This window comes from Bifidobacterium sp. LH_417, assembly GCF_056357035.1.
On sequence record NZ_JBKEVI010000015.1, the window covers coordinates 53,709 to 70,986 of the forward strand.

10 protein-coding genes and 1 pseudogene are annotated in these 17,278 nt (G+C 66.1%); 6 read left to right on the forward strand and 5 right to left on the reverse strand.

All coding sequences use genetic code 11. From position 1 onward, the window contains the following. Positions 1-136: 136 nt before the first annotated feature. The 3 genes and pseudogenes from AC1AYR_RS08975 to AC1AYR_RS08985 form a co-directional block, all read right to left on the reverse strand. Positions 137-1,342, reverse strand: a complete 1,206-nt coding sequence (locus tag AC1AYR_RS08975; protein WP_476512333.1) for a type II secretion system F family protein — start codon at positions 1,340-1,342, stop codon at positions 137-139. A gap of 602 nt (positions 1,343-1,944) precedes the next feature. Next, positions 1,945-2,835: pseudogene (locus tag AC1AYR_RS08980) on the reverse strand (CpaF family protein); the annotation flags it as partial. Between the two features lie 272 nt (positions 2,836-3,107). Continuing rightward, complete coding sequence (locus AC1AYR_RS08985; RefSeq protein ID WP_476512334.1) at positions 3,108-4,277, reverse strand: CpaE-like family protein; 1,170 nt, start codon at positions 4,275-4,277, stop codon at positions 3,108-3,110. Positions 4,278-7,817: 3,540 nt separating this feature from the next. On the opposite strand from AC1AYR_RS08985, the gene AC1AYR_RS08990 reads away from it, so the two are divergent. The 4 genes from AC1AYR_RS08990 to AC1AYR_RS09005 all read left to right on the forward strand — a co-directional run bounded on the left by AC1AYR_RS08990 (position 7,818) and on the right by AC1AYR_RS09005 (position 10,823). Next, a complete protein-coding gene (locus tag AC1AYR_RS08990) occupies positions 7,818-8,108 on the forward strand; it encodes a DUF4244 domain-containing protein (RefSeq protein WP_476512335.1) in 291 nt (96 codons plus the stop codon). Positions 8,109-8,113: 5 nt separating this feature from the next. Beyond that, positions 8,114-8,674, forward strand: coding sequence for a TadE/TadG family type IV pilus assembly protein (locus AC1AYR_RS08995; protein WP_476512336.1), 561 nt, complete (start codon positions 8,114-8,116; stop codon positions 8,672-8,674). A 71-nt stretch (positions 8,675-8,745) separates the two neighbouring features. Next, entirely contained in the window at positions 8,746-9,219 is a 474-nt protein-coding gene (locus AC1AYR_RS09000; RefSeq protein ID WP_476512337.1) for an Rv3654c family TadE-like protein, read from the forward strand. A 305-nt stretch (positions 9,220-9,524) separates the two neighbouring features. Beyond that, positions 9,525-10,823, forward strand: coding sequence for a diacylglycerol/lipid kinase family protein (locus AC1AYR_RS09005; protein WP_476512338.1), 1,299 nt, complete (start codon positions 9,525-9,527; stop codon positions 10,821-10,823). 85 nt (positions 10,824-10,908) lie between these two features. Here the strand turns inward: AC1AYR_RS09005 and AC1AYR_RS09010 are convergent, their stop codons facing one another. Continuing rightward, positions 10,909-11,520 carry a TetR/AcrR family transcriptional regulator gene (locus tag AC1AYR_RS09010; protein ID WP_476512339.1) on the reverse strand — a complete coding sequence of 204 codons (612 nt, stop codon included), beginning with the start codon at positions 11,518-11,520 and terminating at the stop codon, positions 10,909-10,911. A gap of 341 nt (positions 11,521-11,861) precedes the next feature. Between AC1AYR_RS09010 and dnaX the strand changes: the two genes are divergently transcribed. Both dnaX and recR read left to right on the forward strand, forming a co-directional pair. Continuing rightward, on the forward strand, positions 11,862-14,915 hold the full coding sequence (dnaX, locus tag AC1AYR_RS09015) for a DNA polymerase III subunit gamma/tau (RefSeq protein ID WP_476512340.1): 3,054 nt from the start codon (positions 11,862-11,864) through the stop codon (positions 14,913-14,915). A 125-nt stretch (positions 14,916-15,040) separates the two neighbouring features. Next, a complete protein-coding gene (gene recR, locus AC1AYR_RS09020; protein ID WP_476512341.1) occupies positions 15,041-15,643 on the forward strand; it encodes a recombination mediator RecR in 603 nt (200 codons plus the stop codon). 26 nt (positions 15,644-15,669) lie between these two features. Here recR and AC1AYR_RS09025 read toward each other — a convergent pair whose 3' ends face one another. Further along, positions 15,670-16,734, reverse strand: coding sequence for a class C sortase (locus AC1AYR_RS09025; protein WP_476512342.1), 1,065 nt, complete (start codon positions 16,732-16,734; stop codon positions 15,670-15,672). Between the last annotated feature and the right edge of the window lie 544 nt (positions 16,735-17,278).

The window sequence follows — 17,278 nt, forward strand, 5'->3', positions numbered from 1 at the left end:
TTGGGCGTTGCGCGACGTATGGACGCCGGTGCTGTGAGCGATAACGTGTTGTCGTGCGCCGTCGGCCGCATGGTGGACACAAGCCACCGCACACGGCGAGCACCCGGATACGGAACGGCTCACATCACGGAACGGCTCACATGACGAACGAGACGATGGCCGGAATCACGCCGATGAGCACGAACGACGGCAGGAAGCACAGTCCGGTGGGTGCGAGCAGGCGCACCGAGAGACCGGCCGCCGCCCGTTCGATGGCGGCGGTCTCATCCTGGCCATACCGTTCGATGGCGAGTTCCAGCCGCGCCGTCGGCGAGACGCCATGCGTCCACGCCTCGCCGAGGCACTCGCGGATCGATTCGAGTGGCTTGCCTCCCGCGCCCGCACCGATCCACGCCTCATGCCAGGTCGCGCCGCGCGTGAGCGCATACCCGGCCGCGCGCAGACACGTGCACAGGTTCCATGCGAGCCGGTTTCCTCTCATTCCGATGCGTGGCGCGGCGTGTGACTTCCGCTCCGGTTTCCCGCTTCGGCTCGGTCCGCCATGTGCCGGTGCCGGTCCGTCAACCCCCGGTCTGTGGTGTATCGATCCGTCCAATCCTGCCTTGTCGGATTCCGGTTCGTCGAGCGCCTCGCCCACGGCGATCAGCGCGCCGGGAATGGAGGCACCTTGGCCGAGTGCGGCCCGCAGCATCGCCAACGTGATCGGCAGGTCCACGAAGGGATCAGCCGTGCCCGAGGTGGCGCCCGAAGTGGCGCTTGGGTTCGCGCCCGTGCCCGTAGACAATCCCGCATCATCGAATGTCGTCAGCAATCGTCGCGTCCACATCATGCCGCACGCATACCACAGGACGCCCAATCCCAGACACGACAGTCCCTGCGGCGAACCGAACAGGAACGCGACCGGACGTGCGCCCAACAGTTCGCCGAGCGCGACCGTCACCAAGGGAAGCGCGGACAACAGGCGTATCGTCGCTTTCGGCATCGCGAACGTCTGCCGTCGCAACTCGGCTGCACGCCGCACGCGACGCTGGTCGTCGGCCACCGCCTCCAGACAGCGCGACAGCTCGCATCCCGTGCGCTCGCTCAGTCGGCACGCGGCGGTGAGATGCCGGGCCGCCGTCGCGATGTCCGCCTCGGACTCATCGTCCTTGGCGCGACGGCGCAGCACGGTCGCGGCGCGCGCGACGGTCACGCGCGGCGTCGCGAACCGTATGCCGCCTTGCTCCTCGAATGCTTCGACGGCGTCGCCGCCGCTTTTCACGCGCGCGATGATCGCGGCGATCGTCGCGTCCACGCCGATGCGCGGCGGCGGGGACGAGTCGGGAGAGAAGCCGTCTCGCAATCCGCGCGCGCCGTCGCGTTGTCTGTAGCGCGATCCGCCGCGTATTCCGTCTCGCGTTCCGTAGTTTATTTCGTCTCGCGTTCCGTAGTGTATTTCGCCACGCGTGCCGTCGCGCGTGACACCATACGCGGCCTCATGTGCCACTCCGCGGAGGCCGCGGCATACTCCGCGGCGTCCTGCGTTCCGCTGTCGCGTCCTCCCGACGTTCCGTTCGATGATGGGCGCAAGCGCCGGTATGAGCATCGCCGCGACCGCCAACAGCGCGGCAAGCGCGACGAGCGGACCGAAGTCGCTCGGCTGGATGCCGTAGAGCGTCCGAGTCATCGTGATCGTCGTCATAGCAGCCTCCAACGGTCGGCGAAATATGGCCATTGCTGCGCGTATGACGGTCTTCCGGAACCCGTCCACACGGCCAGCGGCAGTCCGGTCAGCGACCCTGCCGGCGACGTTGCTGGTGACGCTGTCTGCAACGTTGTCGGTGACGTTGTCGGCGATACTGCCGGTGAACTTACTGTCGGCGATACTGCCGGCGAACCTACTGTCGGGCCGTTCGCCAGATTCCCTGCCGGGGCCAGTGCCGGGGCGCTTGCCGAACCGTTCGGCGCGACGGTCAACAAACCGATCTGCGCGATACGCCGTTTCCCGCCGTCCCGCTCCAGATGCAGGACCGCGTCGAACGCGTCGCAGGCGAGCATGGCCGTCGCCGCCGGCGCGAGTCCCGCGAGCAGGCCGAGCGCGACGAGCCGCGACGGCACGCGCGAGACGCCATCCGCGTGCAGCGTCGTCATGCCGCCATGATGACCGGAATTGTAGGCACGCAGCAGATCGGCGATCTCCTCGCCGCGGCATTCGCCCAACACCACGCGGTCAGGGCGCATGCGCAGCGTCGCCTTCACCAGATCCGGCAAGCCGACCGCGCCCGCGCCCTCCACATTCGCCTCGCGCGTGACCATCGACACGTGGTCGTCGATCGGCAGCGCGCCCAATTCACGCACCTCCTCCACGGTGACGACGCGCTCCGTCGGCGCACATTCGGCGAGCAGCGCCTTGAGCAGCGTCGTCTTGCCCGCGCCAGTGCCACCGGTGACGAGCAGTGTGGCACGTCGCGCGACCAGTCCGCGCAACACCGGCATCCACTCAGCGGGAAACAGGCCACGACGGCACAGTTCCGGCAACGTGGCGACGGTACGGTCCGGCAGACGGATCGACAAGGACGCGCCATACGGCACGATCGGAGCGATTACCGCGTGCACACGGACGCCGTTTCCGCTGGACGCGTCGGCGATGGGACGCGCGTCGTCAAGACGCCGTCCGAGTTGCGCGCACAGTCGCACCGCATAGTCGCGCACGGTCTGCGCGTCACGGAACGGTATGCGCGGACGTCGCTCGCGCATACCGTTTCCGTCGTCCGCCCAGACGCGTCCGTCGCAGGTCACCGCCACGTCGGTGACGCGCGGGTCGCGCACGATGGTGTCGAGCGGACCGAACGCGATCGGCTCGAGCGCGATCGGCTCAAACGCGGGGACGACGGGAGATGCGGTGCGTGCCGGGATGGTGCCGGCTGGGATCGCGCCGGATGGTGCCGTGACGGATGGTGCCGTGACGGATGGTGCCGTGACGGATGGAGCCGTGACGGATGGTGCCGTGACGGATAGTGCGCGTGTGGCCGGTTCGCGTGTGGCCGAGGCGCGTGCGGATGGTGCGCGTGCCGCCGGGGTGCGCGTGATCGACGTGCCAGTCGCACGTCGGGTGTCGCGATTGCGGATCATGACCGTCTCCTTCCGCTCGGCGCTCGAATCCCCACGCCTTCGAGAATGCCGTCGCCCAGCGCGTCGACCACGCGGCGATTGCGTTTCGGTACCGCGCGGATGCCCAATCCCGCAAGCACGTCCGCGCACAACGACGGCATGCAGCGCAACGGTCCGAGCACGTCTTCGCCGAGATACGCGACGGCCTCCTCGACCGCGACCGACGATGCTGACGATTTCCGCGCCACGCCCCGCGGCTCAACGCCGATCATGATCGGAGGATCCTCGATATCCGTGATATCAGCCCGATCATGCCCATGCCGGCGATCACGAAGGAGGCCGTGCGCGGCGCTATGTGGAGTGCTGCGTGGATCGCCGCGCAAGGCATTCCGCACGGTACCGAGTGCGGCGTCACGCATCCGGTCGAGCGTGGCGATGTGCGATTTCGCGCGCGCCATGCCCAACACGGACAGATCGACGACCACCACCTGATGGGTGGCGGCGAACCGGGGCATGTGGGCGAGAATCGTGCCACGGCCCACATCCGCCAATACGATGTCGTTCGCCTCGGCCAGCGCATCCGCGGCAGCCTCCAGCTCCCACCATTGCGGGTTCGAGCCGCGCCACGGCGTGTGGGCGAGCACACGCATCCCCTCCCACTCGGGGACCTCCCGGTTCAGCGCCGTGCCATCGATGTGGCCGAGCGGCGCATCGAGATCCTGCAGGGAGAGGCCGGGCTCATGTTCGATGCCGAGCAGCACGTCGAGTCCGCCGCCGTCCAGATCAGCGTCAAGCAGTGCGCACTCGACGCCTCTGGAGGTCAGGGACAACCCCGTCAGCGCCATCAACGTGCTCGTGCCGATGCCGCCGCTGGGCGACGTGAACACGACGAGATTGCCGGGAGGATCGGCGGTGCCAAGTGAGATGGTGTCGGCGGGAGTGGTGCCGACAGAGGGCGTGGTGGTTCGTGGCGGGGTGTTGCGCGTGGCGGTGGCGCGTGACGTGGTGTCGCGCGTGGCGGCGCGCGTGGTGGCGCGCGTGGCGGTGCGTGACGTGACGTTGCGTGTGGCGGTGCGTGACGTGGTGTTGCGTGTGACGGTACCGGTGGACGGTGTGATATCGAAAGATGACGCGGCGTCGAAGGATGACGCGGCGTCGAAGGGGGTCGTCGTAAACGCTTCGGGCATGAGGAATGCGGGCTTACGCGGTTCTGCAAGCGAATCTCGGGAACCCCTCGACGAAGCGCGGCCGGAAGGCGGGGACGGGAACACGTGGTGCCGCGGAGCCGGACGTCGGGCTGATGTGGTGACTCGGACGACAGTCGGAGCATACCGGCGCTCGCCGGAATCCGGCCTGGGGTGACGCGAAGGCATGAGCGCGTTCACCGGCGATGGCGCGCACGCAGGGGCGGTGGCTATGTGCACGGGGAGTGGCGTTACCGGCTGGGATGACGCGCGCGGCTGAGACGACGTGTCCGGCTGAGGTGATGCGTGCAGCTGGGCCGATGCGTGCAGCTGGGCCGACGTGTCCGGCGGGAGCGGCGGAGAGTTGGGGTGTATTTCCGCTGGGGGTGATTGTGCCGGAGGCGATTGCGCCGGGAGTAACTGTGCTGAGGGCGGCTGTACTGGGGACGACTGTACTGGGGGCGACTGTGCCGCCCACATGTGTGCGTACGCCGGGGGCGACGGTGCCGCCGGCGGCTTGCGTATGGTCAAGGTTCGCGTGTTCATGGTTCGATTGAACAGGAGCGGGGAAGTACGCTGCAAGCCGTACGGGCAATGTGGACAGAGCCCCCGGTTGTCCACCGATTCCAGCGGATTATCCACAAGAATCCGTGTCGTTCCGTCAGATTATCCACAATCGTCGCTGCACGTTGGGTGGGCCGTTGAGCTCTGTTGCCGGTCTGGTCGGTCTGTTGCCGGTCTGTTGGTGGACTGGGCGGTGTCTGTTGGTGGACTGGGTGGTCTGTTGGCGTGGCGCCTATGTTTGTGACGTATGCGCATGGGCCTCGCTGGCTCCGCCAACGGGCATCATCCGCCCCGTCGGAAGATCAGTCGGACGCCGTCGTGCTCTCGCTGTTTCCGCCAACGGGTGTCATCCGCCAGCAGCTGGGGCCCATGACACATCTGTGCATGTCGTATTGATTTCTGGCTTCGTATTGATTCTTGGCCGTGGCTGTCCGGATCGCGTAGACGTTTGTGGCAAGTCTTCATACCTCCCGGCTCGAGCCTGCCGCAGGCCGTGTGGATTATTGGACGACACGCCGGTATCGCGTTCGAATCGCACATGACGTGACATATGGGTGCCCTGAATCGAACAGGATGCTTCATTTTGCCGGCGTTTTCGCGTGCGAACGACCAATTGCGCAAAGAAGTGAACAAGGCCTTGTTCCAAGTTGCGCATGCTCGGACTCGCGCCTAGATTATGAACTACAAGAACAACCGAACAGAGCAGAGCCCACAAAGAGTAATGGTCACGAGGACTGATACGTTGGACGGGCATTGGAAAGACTTACCGTTGCAACGATGATGTTGTGCTGAGATTCTGCTCCTAGGTTGAACTTGTGGAAAAGACCCGCTTCGGCGGGTCTTTTCGTTTGCTGCCGGTCTGGATCGAGGTGTGGAAGTCGTTCCAGTCGATGCCGGTGCCGTATCCGGGGGCTATAGGAACTAAACGTGTTTAGAGGCTCTTCGCAGTGTGGTGTGTACGGCCGTACGGTTGTGATTGTCACCTTTCCCTCGGGCTGGCGGGATGGTGATCAGGTCGCGATGTACTGCGGGGTGATCGTTCTTCCTCTTCCGCTGGTAAGAGGTTGTGTGTCCGAGTCATCCCTCGTATCTTCCTCCCGCTGGCGGGAGGTGGCGCGCAGCGCCGGAGGGTGGTCTCGGATTGGAATCCGATGCGTCCGCCGGCATGAGGCCGGCCGTTCAGGCGCGGGGCCGGCCGTTTCGGGCGCTGGCCGATCGTTTCGGGGTGTGTGCAGGCCAGTTCTTCTCCCCTCCCGCTGGCGGGAGGTGACGGTCAGGTTGCGGATGTACTGCGGGATGATTGGTATTCCCTCCCGCTGGCGGGAGGTGGCGCGCAGCGCCGGAGGGTGGTCGCGGGCCGCAATCCGATGCGTTCGCCGATGCTGGGCTGGCCGGTTCGGGCGCGAGACCGGCCGTTTTCAGGCGTGGGCCGGCTGGTCGTTTTCAGACATGGGCCGGCCGTTCCAGGATGCGCGCGGCGGGCGCGTGCGGCGCGCGGCTCCCCATACTCCGCTCCCCGCACCCTAGGCCCCATACCCCGCGTCCTACGTCCCGCATCCCGGCCGGGTCTGCTCCACAACACATGTCGGAGAGCCTGTTGTGGAGCAGCCTTCCGCCGCGACCCCCGCGAGAACCCCTGTTTTCAGCGTTCCTGGCCTGTTAAGCGCGCCACAACTTCCCGGAATCCCGGGTTTCGCTCCTGTTGTGGAGCGGGCCTGCTCCACAACAGGAGCCGGTATCGCTCCCACCGCGCATCGTGGAGCAGACGGGCCCTCATAACGCGCCACAACTTCCATGAACCGCCTCCCATGACCGTGTTGTGGCGCACCACCGTGCCACAACACCATCCTCACGCGCTGTTGTGGAGCACAGGGACATCCCCAGGTCCGAAGGCCGGCTGTCCGCATCACCCCGGGAAACCGCTCCCTGTCCGCTCGCCCCATCCCGGCGTCAGAAATCCCGGATGAAGCCGTTTATTCCCGGGATATGTGACGCCGACCAGCGGGGGTGCATGACTCAGCGTCACAAATCCCGGACGACGGAGCCGTCCTCCCGAACCCGGGACGCTGAGAAGGACCCAGCATCCCGGATTCCGGACGAAGCCGCTCATCTCCGGGATATGTGACGCTGGGAATGACTCAGCGTCAGAAATCCCGGAAGAAGCCGTCGTTCTCCGGGATTTGTGACGCTGGGGCGGATACGGCGCATCGTCCTGCCGGGGCGGGAATAGCGGCTCCGGGCCGCGGGCCAGTCAATGCCCCCGGAGAAGAAATGGAATCCCGGCCTTCCCGGCCGCGACCACCCTCCGGCGCTACGCGCCACCTCCCGCCAACGGGAGGAATTCTATCCGCGGCCTTGTGAACTGATCCGCTGGCGTACGTCCGCCTTGTTAGACAGTCCGCCTTGTTAGAGCCACATATATGCTTCAGTGTCCTAAATTCGGGAAATGAGTGGCTTCGTCCGGAATTTGGGATGCTGAGTCTTTCTCAGCGTCCCGGATTCGGGAGGACGACCCTATCATCCGGAATCCGGGACTCTAACCGCGTCTCAGCGTCCCAGATTCCGGAGATGAGTGGCTTCGTCCGGAATTTGGGACTCTGAGGACTCAGCGTCCCAAATTTGGGAGGACGGCCCTGTCGTCCGGGATTTGTGTCGCTGGGTGTTGGGCACGTTGGACATGATGTGTGTGAATGTGGTTGTGAGCGTGACATCGGAGTGATATCACGACGCGAGTTATCCACAGCGATGTGGATGACACGCCCGGGATGTGGATAACCAGGGGGTACTGACCACATTGCCCGGAATCCATTGCGTCACCCGCACCTCATCGCGCACAGTGGAACGACCGATCGGTCCATAACTCAATATCGTGTCTTCCCCCGGCGCCTCCGCCGACACTCACCGCCATCTTCCACGGCAGCTGCCACCCCAATTCCCATCCCCATCCCGCACCCACCATCCCCAAGGAAAGGAACTTCCATGAACACCGTCATCCCCGTCAGCGGCGAGGGACAGGCCGGCATCTTCACGTACGCCCGGGAGCGTGCCGAACAGCTGCGCGATACCTGTCGCGCCCGACTGTGCGTGTTGGATGCGCGCATGCGCACCCTCGCCGCCGAACCCGAAGAAGGCGCCGCCACCGCCGAATACGCGGTCGTGCTGGTCGCAGCCACCGGATTCGCTGCCCTGCTCGTTGCCATTCTCAAATCCGATGCCGTGCGCAAGATGCTGCTCGACATCGTCAAGAAGGCATTGACGATGGGAGGTTGATCGCCATGAACGCACGATATTCGCGTCGTCGCGCCAGACGCCCGCCTCCGTCATCCATCTCCGGCGAGTCTGCCGGGATCGACGAATACGGTCGGTTCGGTATGGCCGCCGATTCCGGTGCTGCCGTCAATCCCGGTGCTGCCGCCGATTCCGGTATGGCCGCCGAGCCCGGTGCCGGTGCCGATGCCGGCACGGTCACCGCGGAATTTGCCACGGTCCTGCCGGCTGTGGTTGCACTCGCCTTGTTGCTGCTCGCGCTCACCCGCACGGTGATGGTATCCATCGGATGCCAGGATGCCGCGTCGGCCGCGGCGCGCACGGCGGTCGCGGCAGGTGGTTCCTCTGGTTCCTCTGGTTCCTCGGGCTCTTCCGGTTCCTCTGGTTCGGATGGCGGCCTCGCCGATCCCGCTTCGGCGGCCCGTGCGGTCGCCGGAGACGGCATCACGGTACACGTGAGCCGTTCGGGCGACCGCGTGACCGTGACGACGCTCTGCCCGGTGATTCCCGATCCGATGGGCGTGCTGCCCACGCGGGTCGAAGGCCGCGCCGTGGGGGTGATCTCGTGAACCAGGTCGTGAACCAGGTCGGCAGGAGTCGAAGCCTCACGGGCCAAACCAGTGCGGGGCGGGTCGTTGCGGTGCGAGACGACGCGGGTATCGTCGGCACGACATCCAACGGTGCAAACCTCAACGGTGTAAACCTCAACGGCGCAAACCCCATCGGCGCGAATCGTTCCGGCGCCATCATCGCACATGCGGATGAGGGGTCCGGCACGATGGCCGGTGTCGCGCTCATCATGCTCGTCGCCGTGCTGCTGACGTCCGTCGCGACCGCGGGACATCTGCTGACGCGTCGCGCCGTCGCCCGTTCCGCCGCCGACCTTGCCGCGCTGTCCGCGGCGGTCGCGCTGCGGGACGGACGCGGCGAGCCGTGCGTCGTCGCCGCGGACGTAGCGTCGGCGCACGGCGGCGATCTCACGTCATGTGCGATTGGCGGCGACCTCGGCGGCGATGTGACGGTTCGCGTCGCGCTCGCCACCGACGTGCCGTTCATGCCGCACGTCGGCATCGACGCGCGCGCCGGGCCCGTCGCATGTGGCTCTACGGCGTGACTCGCACGTTGGTGGCGCGTAGTCCGTGACACGCTCGTCGTGCCGTGCCGTGCGATGTCGTGATGCGCCTATCGATTGTGCCGTGTCGTGTCGTGTCGGGCCGTGCTGTGTCGGGCCGTGCCGTGCCGTGTCGGGCCGTGCCGTGCCGTGCGGTGGCTGCGATGAACGCCGCACCGGTACGGTTCGGTCGGTTCAGTTCAGCCGGCCAGCCGGTTGGCCGGTCAGCTGGTTCCGTCGGTGCGGTTCTGGCGGTTCGGTCGGTGCGGTTCTGGCGGTTCCGCCGTCTTTCCGGTTATCGTGTGGGTATGACGGAGAGCATGGATTACGGCGTGGTCGCCTTGGTCGGCAATCCCACGTCCGACAAGGGACGGGGTGCCGCGGTCGGTGAGCGTGTGCGCGAGCTGCTGGCCGAGGCCGGCGAGCGGTACGGGTTCGATGTGATCGACCTGACCGGCGACAGTTTCGACGATTCCCTCGCCAACGCGCGTGAGCATATCGACGATTACGATTATCTCGTCGTGGTCGGCGGTGACGGCATGATCGCCCTTGGTGCGAACGCGATCGGGGACAGCGGCAAGCCGCTCGGCATCGTCGCCACCGGTTCCGGCAATGATTTCGCCCGTGGACTGAAACTGCCGGTGAATCGCGTCGATACGGCGGTGGAAGGCATTGTCGGGGCGATTGTGCGCGGCTCGCACGTGGACGTGGACATGGGTCATGTAACGGCGCTGCCGGGCGCGGTCGCCACCGATCCGACCACCGGTGAGGAGATCGATGCCGGAACGCCCGGCGCGGAGGATACTGGTGGGAATGCCGGTGGGAATGCCGGTGGGAATGCCGGTGGAGATGCTGGTGGAGAGGCCGGTGAGGATGCTGGTGGAGATACTGGTGCCGGGGATTCCGGTGCCGGGGCTCCTTCCGGAGCGGTTTTCGCCGGGGTCGCCGGTTCCGGAACTCCGACTGCCGATCGTCCGGCGTTCGACCGCTACTATGCGGGCATGCTGTCGTGTGGATTGGATGCGAGCATCAATGATCGCGCCAACCATTCGCGGTTGCCGGGCGGTTCCCTGCGGTATTTCGCCGCCGTACTCGTGGAGGTCACGCATCTCAAACGGTACGGCTACCACGTGAAGGCCACGCTGGCGGACGGCTCGGTGGAGGAGCGGGACATTGTCTCGCCGATGCTCACTGTGGCGAATTCGCGGCATATCGGCGGCGGATTGGAGGTGTCTCCGTATTCGCGGTTCGATGATGGTCTGCTCGACCTGATCTGGATCGATCACATGCCGAACGCATTGGAGATTGCGGATGCGATTTCCAAGGGCTACAACGGCAAGCTGCTCGGCTCGAAGGTGTTCGGTTGGAAGCGTGTGCGCGACATCGTGATCACGCGTGCCGGGGAGGGCGACGAGCCGCCGGTGCTGATGGCGGATGGCGAGTATATCGGCCGGATGCCGGTTGCGGTGACGGCGTGCGACCGGGCGTTGCGCGTGCTTGTACCGCCCGCGGTCTCGCGGGTGCAGGAGCGTGAGCATGGTGAGAACCGTGTGCTCGCCATGCTCAGGCGTGACGGCCGCGACCCGATCACTGGCGCGTTCGTCTGACGTTTCGTCGTCCGTCCGGGTTGCGTCCTCTCGATCTGTGTCTCGCCAGTGTCCGTTCCGGTCACGCCATGCCGGGCCTCGTCCGCTACGCTGCGTCCTGCGCGATGTAGTCGGTGATGTGCAGGGTCTGCGCGATCACGCTCTTCACTGTGGCGTCGGGCGTTTCGGGGTGGGAGCGCAGCAGCGAGATCAGGCCGACGACCAGTGTGAAGAACGTCTCATGCACGTTCGTGATCGGCAGTCCGTGCCGCGCCTCGAAGTCGCGCACGGTGGTCCGCTCGAACATGTCGGCGATGCGGTCGGCCACGCGGTCGATGAATCGGATGTACAGTTCGGCGTTGCCCTCGTGGATCATGCGCGCGGAGAACGGGCTTTCGTCCGCGATCAGTGCGCGGGTGAGACGCACGATGTCGTCGAGCGCCTTGCCGATGTTGCCGGTCTCACGGGAGGCGTCCCACGCGGACAGCTTGGCGAGGATGTCTTCGACCACGTCGTCGAGGACCGCGTCCGCCACCGCGTCCTTATCGGGGAAGTAGTGGTAGAACAGCGATCTGGTCATCTTCACCCGTCCGGCGATGTCGCTTACGGTGATTTTGGAGAATCCCTTCTCCAGACAGATCTCCCGAGCGGCACGCACGATGGCGATACGCCTCGCGTCACCTTTGCCCGTCGTTGTTGACGTCGTGTCAATGCTCATGTACCCAGTGTATGCGCGGCGTCATGCCGGACACGCGCGTGGCGGGCGCGGTGCGACGGGTGATACGTCGGACCACGCGGCACGCTGGGCGACGTGGCGTGCGGGCGCGGTACGGGTGCGGCGTAGGTACGTAGCGAGTATTGCGCGATGCGGATATAGCGCGGTGCGGCGGGTGATACGCGTGCGACGCGTCGCGCGTACGGCGTGACGCGCGGTGCCCCGGTTGGGATAGATTAGAAAACAGTGTGATTCGGGTGACCGGCCGAAGCCCCGCGGACCCGCGGATTCGGCGGAACGGCATGGCCGTCGGCCGCCCGCCGGAAAGAAAGCAGGAATCAGCGATGGCTTTGGCGTTGTACCGCCGTTATCGACCCGACACCTTCGCGGGGGTGATCGGCCAGGACCAGGTCACGGTCCCGCTCATGCGCGCCCTCGACGAGGGCAAGCTCACGCACGCCTACCTGTTCTCCGGCCCGCGCGGCTGCGGCAAGACCAGTTCGGCGCGCATTCTCGCCCGTTGCGTGAACTGCGCGAAGGGCCCGACCTCGCATCCGTGCGGCGAATGCGAATCCTGCAAGGACCTCGCCACCGGCGGCCCCGGCTCCATCGACGTGGTGGAGATCGACGCCGCCTCGCATAACGGCGTGGACGACGCACGTGAGCTGCGCGAACGAGCAGGTTTCGCCCCCGCGCGCGACCGCTACAAGATCTTCATCCTCGATGAGGCCCACATGGTCACGCCGCAGGGCTTCAACGCGCTCCTCAAAATCGTGGAGGAGCCGCCGGAGCACGTCATGTTCATCTTCGCGACGACCGAGCCGGACAAGGTGATCGGCACGATCCGTTCGCGCACCCACCACTACCCGTTCCGTCTCGTGCCGGCCGAGGTGATGGGCCCCTATCTGGAAAGCATCTGCGAGAAGGAACGCATCGAGGTCGAGCCGGGCGTGCTCAAGCTGGCGATGCGCGCCGGCGGCGGCTCCGTGCGCGACACCCTGTCCGTGCTGGATCAGCTCATGGTCGGTGCGGTGGACGGCGTGATCACGCACGATGCGTCCGTCGCGCTGCTCGGCTTCACGCCGGAGGCGCTGATCGGCGAGGCCGTCGACGCGGTGATCGACGCGAACGGCGAGAAACTGTACGGCGTGATTCAGAAGGTCGTGGTCGGCGGTTTCGACCCGCGTCGATTCGTCGAGGATCTGCTCGCCCGCGTGCGTGACCTGCTCGTGCTCACGTTGGCCGGCGACCGTGCGGAAAGCGTGCTTTCCGACACGGCCGAAGCTGAGGATATGGACGATCTGCATCGGCAGGCGGCTGCGCTTGGACTTGGACAGCTCACCGCGATGGCGGACATCATCAATGCGACGCTCGGCCAGATGACCGGCGCGATTTCGCCGCGTATGCGTCTCGAACTGTTGGCCGCGCGTCTGCTCGCCGGCCGGGAAAACGGTTTTGCGAATGTGGTCGGTGGTGCCGGTGTGGGTGCTGCGGGCTCAGCCGGTGCGGCTGCGGGGGCGTCGGGTGCCGGTATGGGCACAGGCGCGGGTGCTGGTGCGAATGCCGCGTCTGCGGCTTCCGGCGCGGCGGGCGGCCTTGCCGGTGCCGCATCGGGCGCGCACGGGAACGCTCAGGGGAGCGTTCGCGGCGGCGGATTCGCCGGTGCGGCGCGCAATCAGCATCACGATGCGGCGGCATCCGCGCAACCGTCTTCCAGCGGGTTCGCGGGTTCCGGCGGCGGATTCGCCGGAGCCTCGCGCAACCAGCATGACGATACGGCGGCTCAGGGCGGACATGGTGCTTCGCAGTCGGATGAGCGCGGGGAGGCGGCCGCCCAGCCCGGTGCGACCGGTCAGGCCTCTGCGGCCGCTCAGTCCGATGCGGCCTCGACGGCGCAACAGCCGTCAGCGCCCGCCCAGCCCGACAATCGCACGCCCGATCAGAAGTGGGATGCGGTGCTCGCTGCGCTGCCTGAGGATGTGCGCCAGTATGTGGCGCGGAACCGGGTCCGCATTAAGTTCGTCGCCTTGTATGAGGAGACGGGGCGACCGCGTGTGTGGATGCGCTTCGACACCGCGCTGAACAAGTACGCGTTCGCGCTCGCCGTAGCCTCCGAGCCGGTGGGCGGCACGAACAAGGTGGTGTCGATCGTGCGCGCCGAAGTGCGCAAGGTGTTCGGCCCGCGGGCCGAGATCGCTCCTACGCCCAGCACGGATGACGGTCAGAAAACCCCGCCGTTCAGCCAGCTGCCGCCTAACGAGCAGCAGAAGATCAAGGCGCAGCTGTTGCAGGAGAACCTGCAGGCCGCCGCCGCGAAGGCCCAGTCCGGTGAGAGCGGCGCGGTCGGCAGGGAACAGGGGAGTCGTGAGCAGTCCGCTTCCCCGTCCGCGTCGTCCGGCGCATCGGAGGATGACGACAGTCACCGATCCGGCTCGTCCGCGTCGTCCGGCTCGTCCGTCACGTCGACGGCCTCGGCACGATCGATGTCGACGCAATCGATGTCGACGGATGTGAATGATGATCCGTGGGCGCAACCGGCGTCCACGTCACCGGACGATGATCCGTGGGCGCAGCCTTTGCCGAAACCGGGATCGGTGCGGCAGCAGCCGGAGTCCGCTGGGCGGAGCGTGGCGTCGGAGGCGTCGGAGCATCATCGCAAGCAGGTGGCGGTGCCCGATCTGAGCGATGATACGGATCCGTGGGCGCAGCCCTCGCATGCCGTGGAATCCTCGGATACGACGGATTCCTCCGACCCGTGGAACACGTCGTCCATGACGGCTCCGGCGAATGCCCGTGGTGCGGGCACGGCATCTTCCGCCGATGGCACGTCCGCCGCACCAGCCGCGTCGGCCGCATCGGCCGGGGCCGATCCATGGAATTCGGCCGCCGACCCGTGGAACACGCCGTTGCCGTCGAATGGCGGCGCGTTCGGTGATGGGGGTTCCGCGGCCGCGGGGAACCGTGCCGGCCGCGACACTGGCGGGAATCGGTCTGCGGAATCGGGCGTGAACCCGCGCGCCGCGCAGGCCATGGCGCCGGAACCGGTCGAACCGGACGACCCGTGGAAGGACGTTCCACCGCCCGCCGAACCCGACGATCCGTGGAATGCGCCGGCCTCCGCCCCCATGCCGCGGCCGCAATCGCAGTCGCGACCCGGACCGGCCGTCCGTGCGGACGACCCGTGGAACATGCCCGCGCAGTCCACGCCATCCCCGAAACCGCAGGTCGACGCGGACGAGGACGAATACTCGATGGACGACGAGTCGCTCGGCAGTGCCGTGGCGATGAGCCGCGACGAACTGCGGAAACTGTTCGAGGTGAAGAAGGTCGAAACGTTCGCGGCCGACGATCCGCGCAATCCTCGCAACATGCACGTCGCCGCCAAACACGACGACTGAGACCGCCGACGCGACGCACGGTTGCAGGGAACACGCGACGACAGGTCGCGCGTTCCCGCACCTGTGCGCGCGGTGTCCACACACGTAGCGTAGACGGATAACGTAGACGGAAGGAAGACGACCACATGGCATTGGCGTATGACGGCGCGATCCAGCGTCTCATCGACGCGTTCAACAAGCTGCCCGGCATCGGGCCGAAAGGCGCGCAACGCATCGCGTTCCACCTGCTCAGCGCCGACGAGCAGGAGGCCGCTGACTTGGCCGACGCGATCACCGAAGTGAAGGCGAAAGTGCGGTTCTGCGACGTGTGCGGCAACGTGTGCGAGGCGAGCCCGTGCCCGGTGTGCGCGGATCCGCGACGCGACCATACGGTGATCTGCGTGGTCGAGGAGCCGAAAGACGTGATGAGCATCGAACGCACGCGTGAATACCGGGGCCTCTACCACGTGCTCGGCGGCGCCATCAACCCGATGGCGAACGTGGATCCCAGCGACCTGAACATCGCGAAACTGCTGGAACGGCTCAAGGACGATACGGTCAAGGAGATCATCCTCGCGCTCGACCCGAACATCGAAGGCGAGGCGACCACCACGTATCTGAGCCGTCTGATGTCGCCGCTCGGATTGAAGGTGACGCGTCTCGCCAGCGGATTGCCGGTGGGCTCCGATCTTGAATACGCCGACGAGATCACGCTCGGCCGCGCCCTGGCCGGCCGTCGTGAAGCATAGACGAGTCTCAGGGAACCTGGGCGAGTCTAGGCAAGCGGATCGTTCGCGCTTGCGCGTTCCGTGACGCGCTCATACGGCCAGAACGCCGCGTGCCGCATGATGCGTGTCTCGTTGCGGCGGCGCAGCGGAATCGTCGCGATCCAGCCGATGAGCAGCACGCCGAGTCCCACGCCGATGCTGATGGTGCGTCCGTCGTGGATGTCGCCCGGTTCCGGCGCGGGCAGCGGGATGGCGACGCGATGCCCGGAGATGAGCAGTCGGTGCGTGTTCACGCCGTACGGCGTGCAGGTCATCAGCGTGACGCGGTCCTCGCCGGGCACAATCTTGAGTTTCGACGTGTCGTTCGGCAGGATTACGGAAATCCGGTCTACCTTGTAGCCGAGCGTCTCGCCCATCACCTGAATGTAGAAGAAGTCGCCTTTCTTCACTTCGTCGAGTCGGGTGAACATCATCGCGTTGACGAGGCCGCGGTGGCCGGTGATCACCGCATGCGTGGAGGCTCCGCCGACGGGCAGCGACGAGCCGTACAAGTGCCCGGCGCCGGATGCCAGCGCCTGTTCGGATGTGCCGTGGTAGATCGGCAGGTCGATCGACTGTTTCGGTACTGTGATCGAGCCCATGACGCCGTCGCCGGAGTCGAGCAGCGACTGGTACTCCTTGTCTTTGCTGGAGGCCGAGTCGTCGCCACTGGCGTGGGAGCCGCCGGTCGCCGCGGTGAACGGGTCGACGGCCTCGCCGAGCACGGGTTGCCCGGATTGGGCGAGTTTGGCGTTGTAGGTGCGTGCCGCCGCGAGCGCGTCCTTCGCTTTCGGATACGGCCAGTCGGCCACGTTGCGTGCGGTGGTCGCGGTGGTGGCGGCGAGTTCCGCGCCGGATTGGAATTGGAGTGCGAACGGTATCGCGACGACGGTCACGGCGGCGAGCAGCAGCAGAATCGTGATGACGCGCATGACGAGCAGGTTGCGGGTGAGTCGACGGCGTTCCGCTGCGAGATCGGTCACGTCGATGGCCGCGGCGAACGGTTTCGGAGTGGCCGGGCTGGTGATCGGCTCGTCGGTGGTCGTCTCGTCGGTGGCGGTGGGTGTTGTCATGCTTTCCGGTTTCGCTTCCGGTGACGATGCTGGTGACGATGCTGGTGACGGTGTTGGCGATGGTGTTGGCGACGGTGTTGGCGACGGTGACGTGTCGTGCCGACTGCGACGTGATGACGTGTGTCTGCTCTCGTGATTCCCCATGTGCCCGATCCGTTTGTCTTCCATGTTGTCGTCTGCGGTCATGGTACTCCCGGGTTGCGGCATGCGCGTCGGTGTGATTGCGGTGTTGTGCGTATACCGGGTTGGGTGGTTTTGTCAAGTGGGTGAACAATGGCGTGTATCGGGGGGATTGGGGTGGATGTGATGTGGTGACGCTTGTGCAAAGCGGCTTGTTGTATGCGTTGAACCGGTTTGAGAGCGCTCACGGCGTGTCGTGAAGCGTAAAGATAACGATTTAATAACAATTGCTGTAAGCGATTTCACGGGGGGGGGTGTTCCTATGTTTTTGTCAACTTGTGGCCGGGGTGATGTATCGGGTTAGGGGTTGTGCGTGGTGGGCGTGCTTCGCCGTCCGGCCGGGGGTTTGCCGGTCGGGTCCGGG

What these genes read in the sequence shown, in the direction of transcription:
- dnaX (WP_476512340.1), top strand. Translation starts at nt 11,862, where the DNA reads ATGGCTTTGGCGTTGTACCGCCGTTATCGACCCGACACCTTCGCGGGG.
- AC1AYR_RS08995 (WP_476512336.1), top strand. Translation starts at nt 8,114, where the DNA reads ATGAACGCACGATATTCGCGTCGTCGCGCCAGACGCCCGCCTCCGTCA.
- recR (WP_476512341.1), top strand. Translation starts at nt 15,041, where the DNA reads ATGGCATTGGCGTATGACGGCGCGATCCAGCGTCTCATCGACGCGTTC.
- AC1AYR_RS09010 (WP_476512339.1), bottom strand. Translation starts at nt 11,520, where the DNA reads ATGAGCATTGACACGACGTCAACAACGACGGGCAAAGGTGACGCGAGG.
- AC1AYR_RS08985 (WP_476512334.1), bottom strand. Translation starts at nt 4,277, where the DNA reads ATGCCCGAAGCGTTTACGACGACCCCCTTCGACGCCGCGTCATCCTTC.
- AC1AYR_RS09025 (WP_476512342.1), bottom strand. Translation starts at nt 16,734, where the DNA reads ATGACAACACCCACCGCCACCGACGAGACGACCACCGACGAGCCGATC.
- AC1AYR_RS08990 (WP_476512335.1), top strand. Translation starts at nt 7,818, where the DNA reads ATGAACACCGTCATCCCCGTCAGCGGCGAGGGACAGGCCGGCATCTTC.
- AC1AYR_RS09005 (WP_476512338.1), top strand. Translation starts at nt 9,525, where the DNA reads ATGACGGAGAGCATGGATTACGGCGTGGTCGCCTTGGTCGGCAATCCC.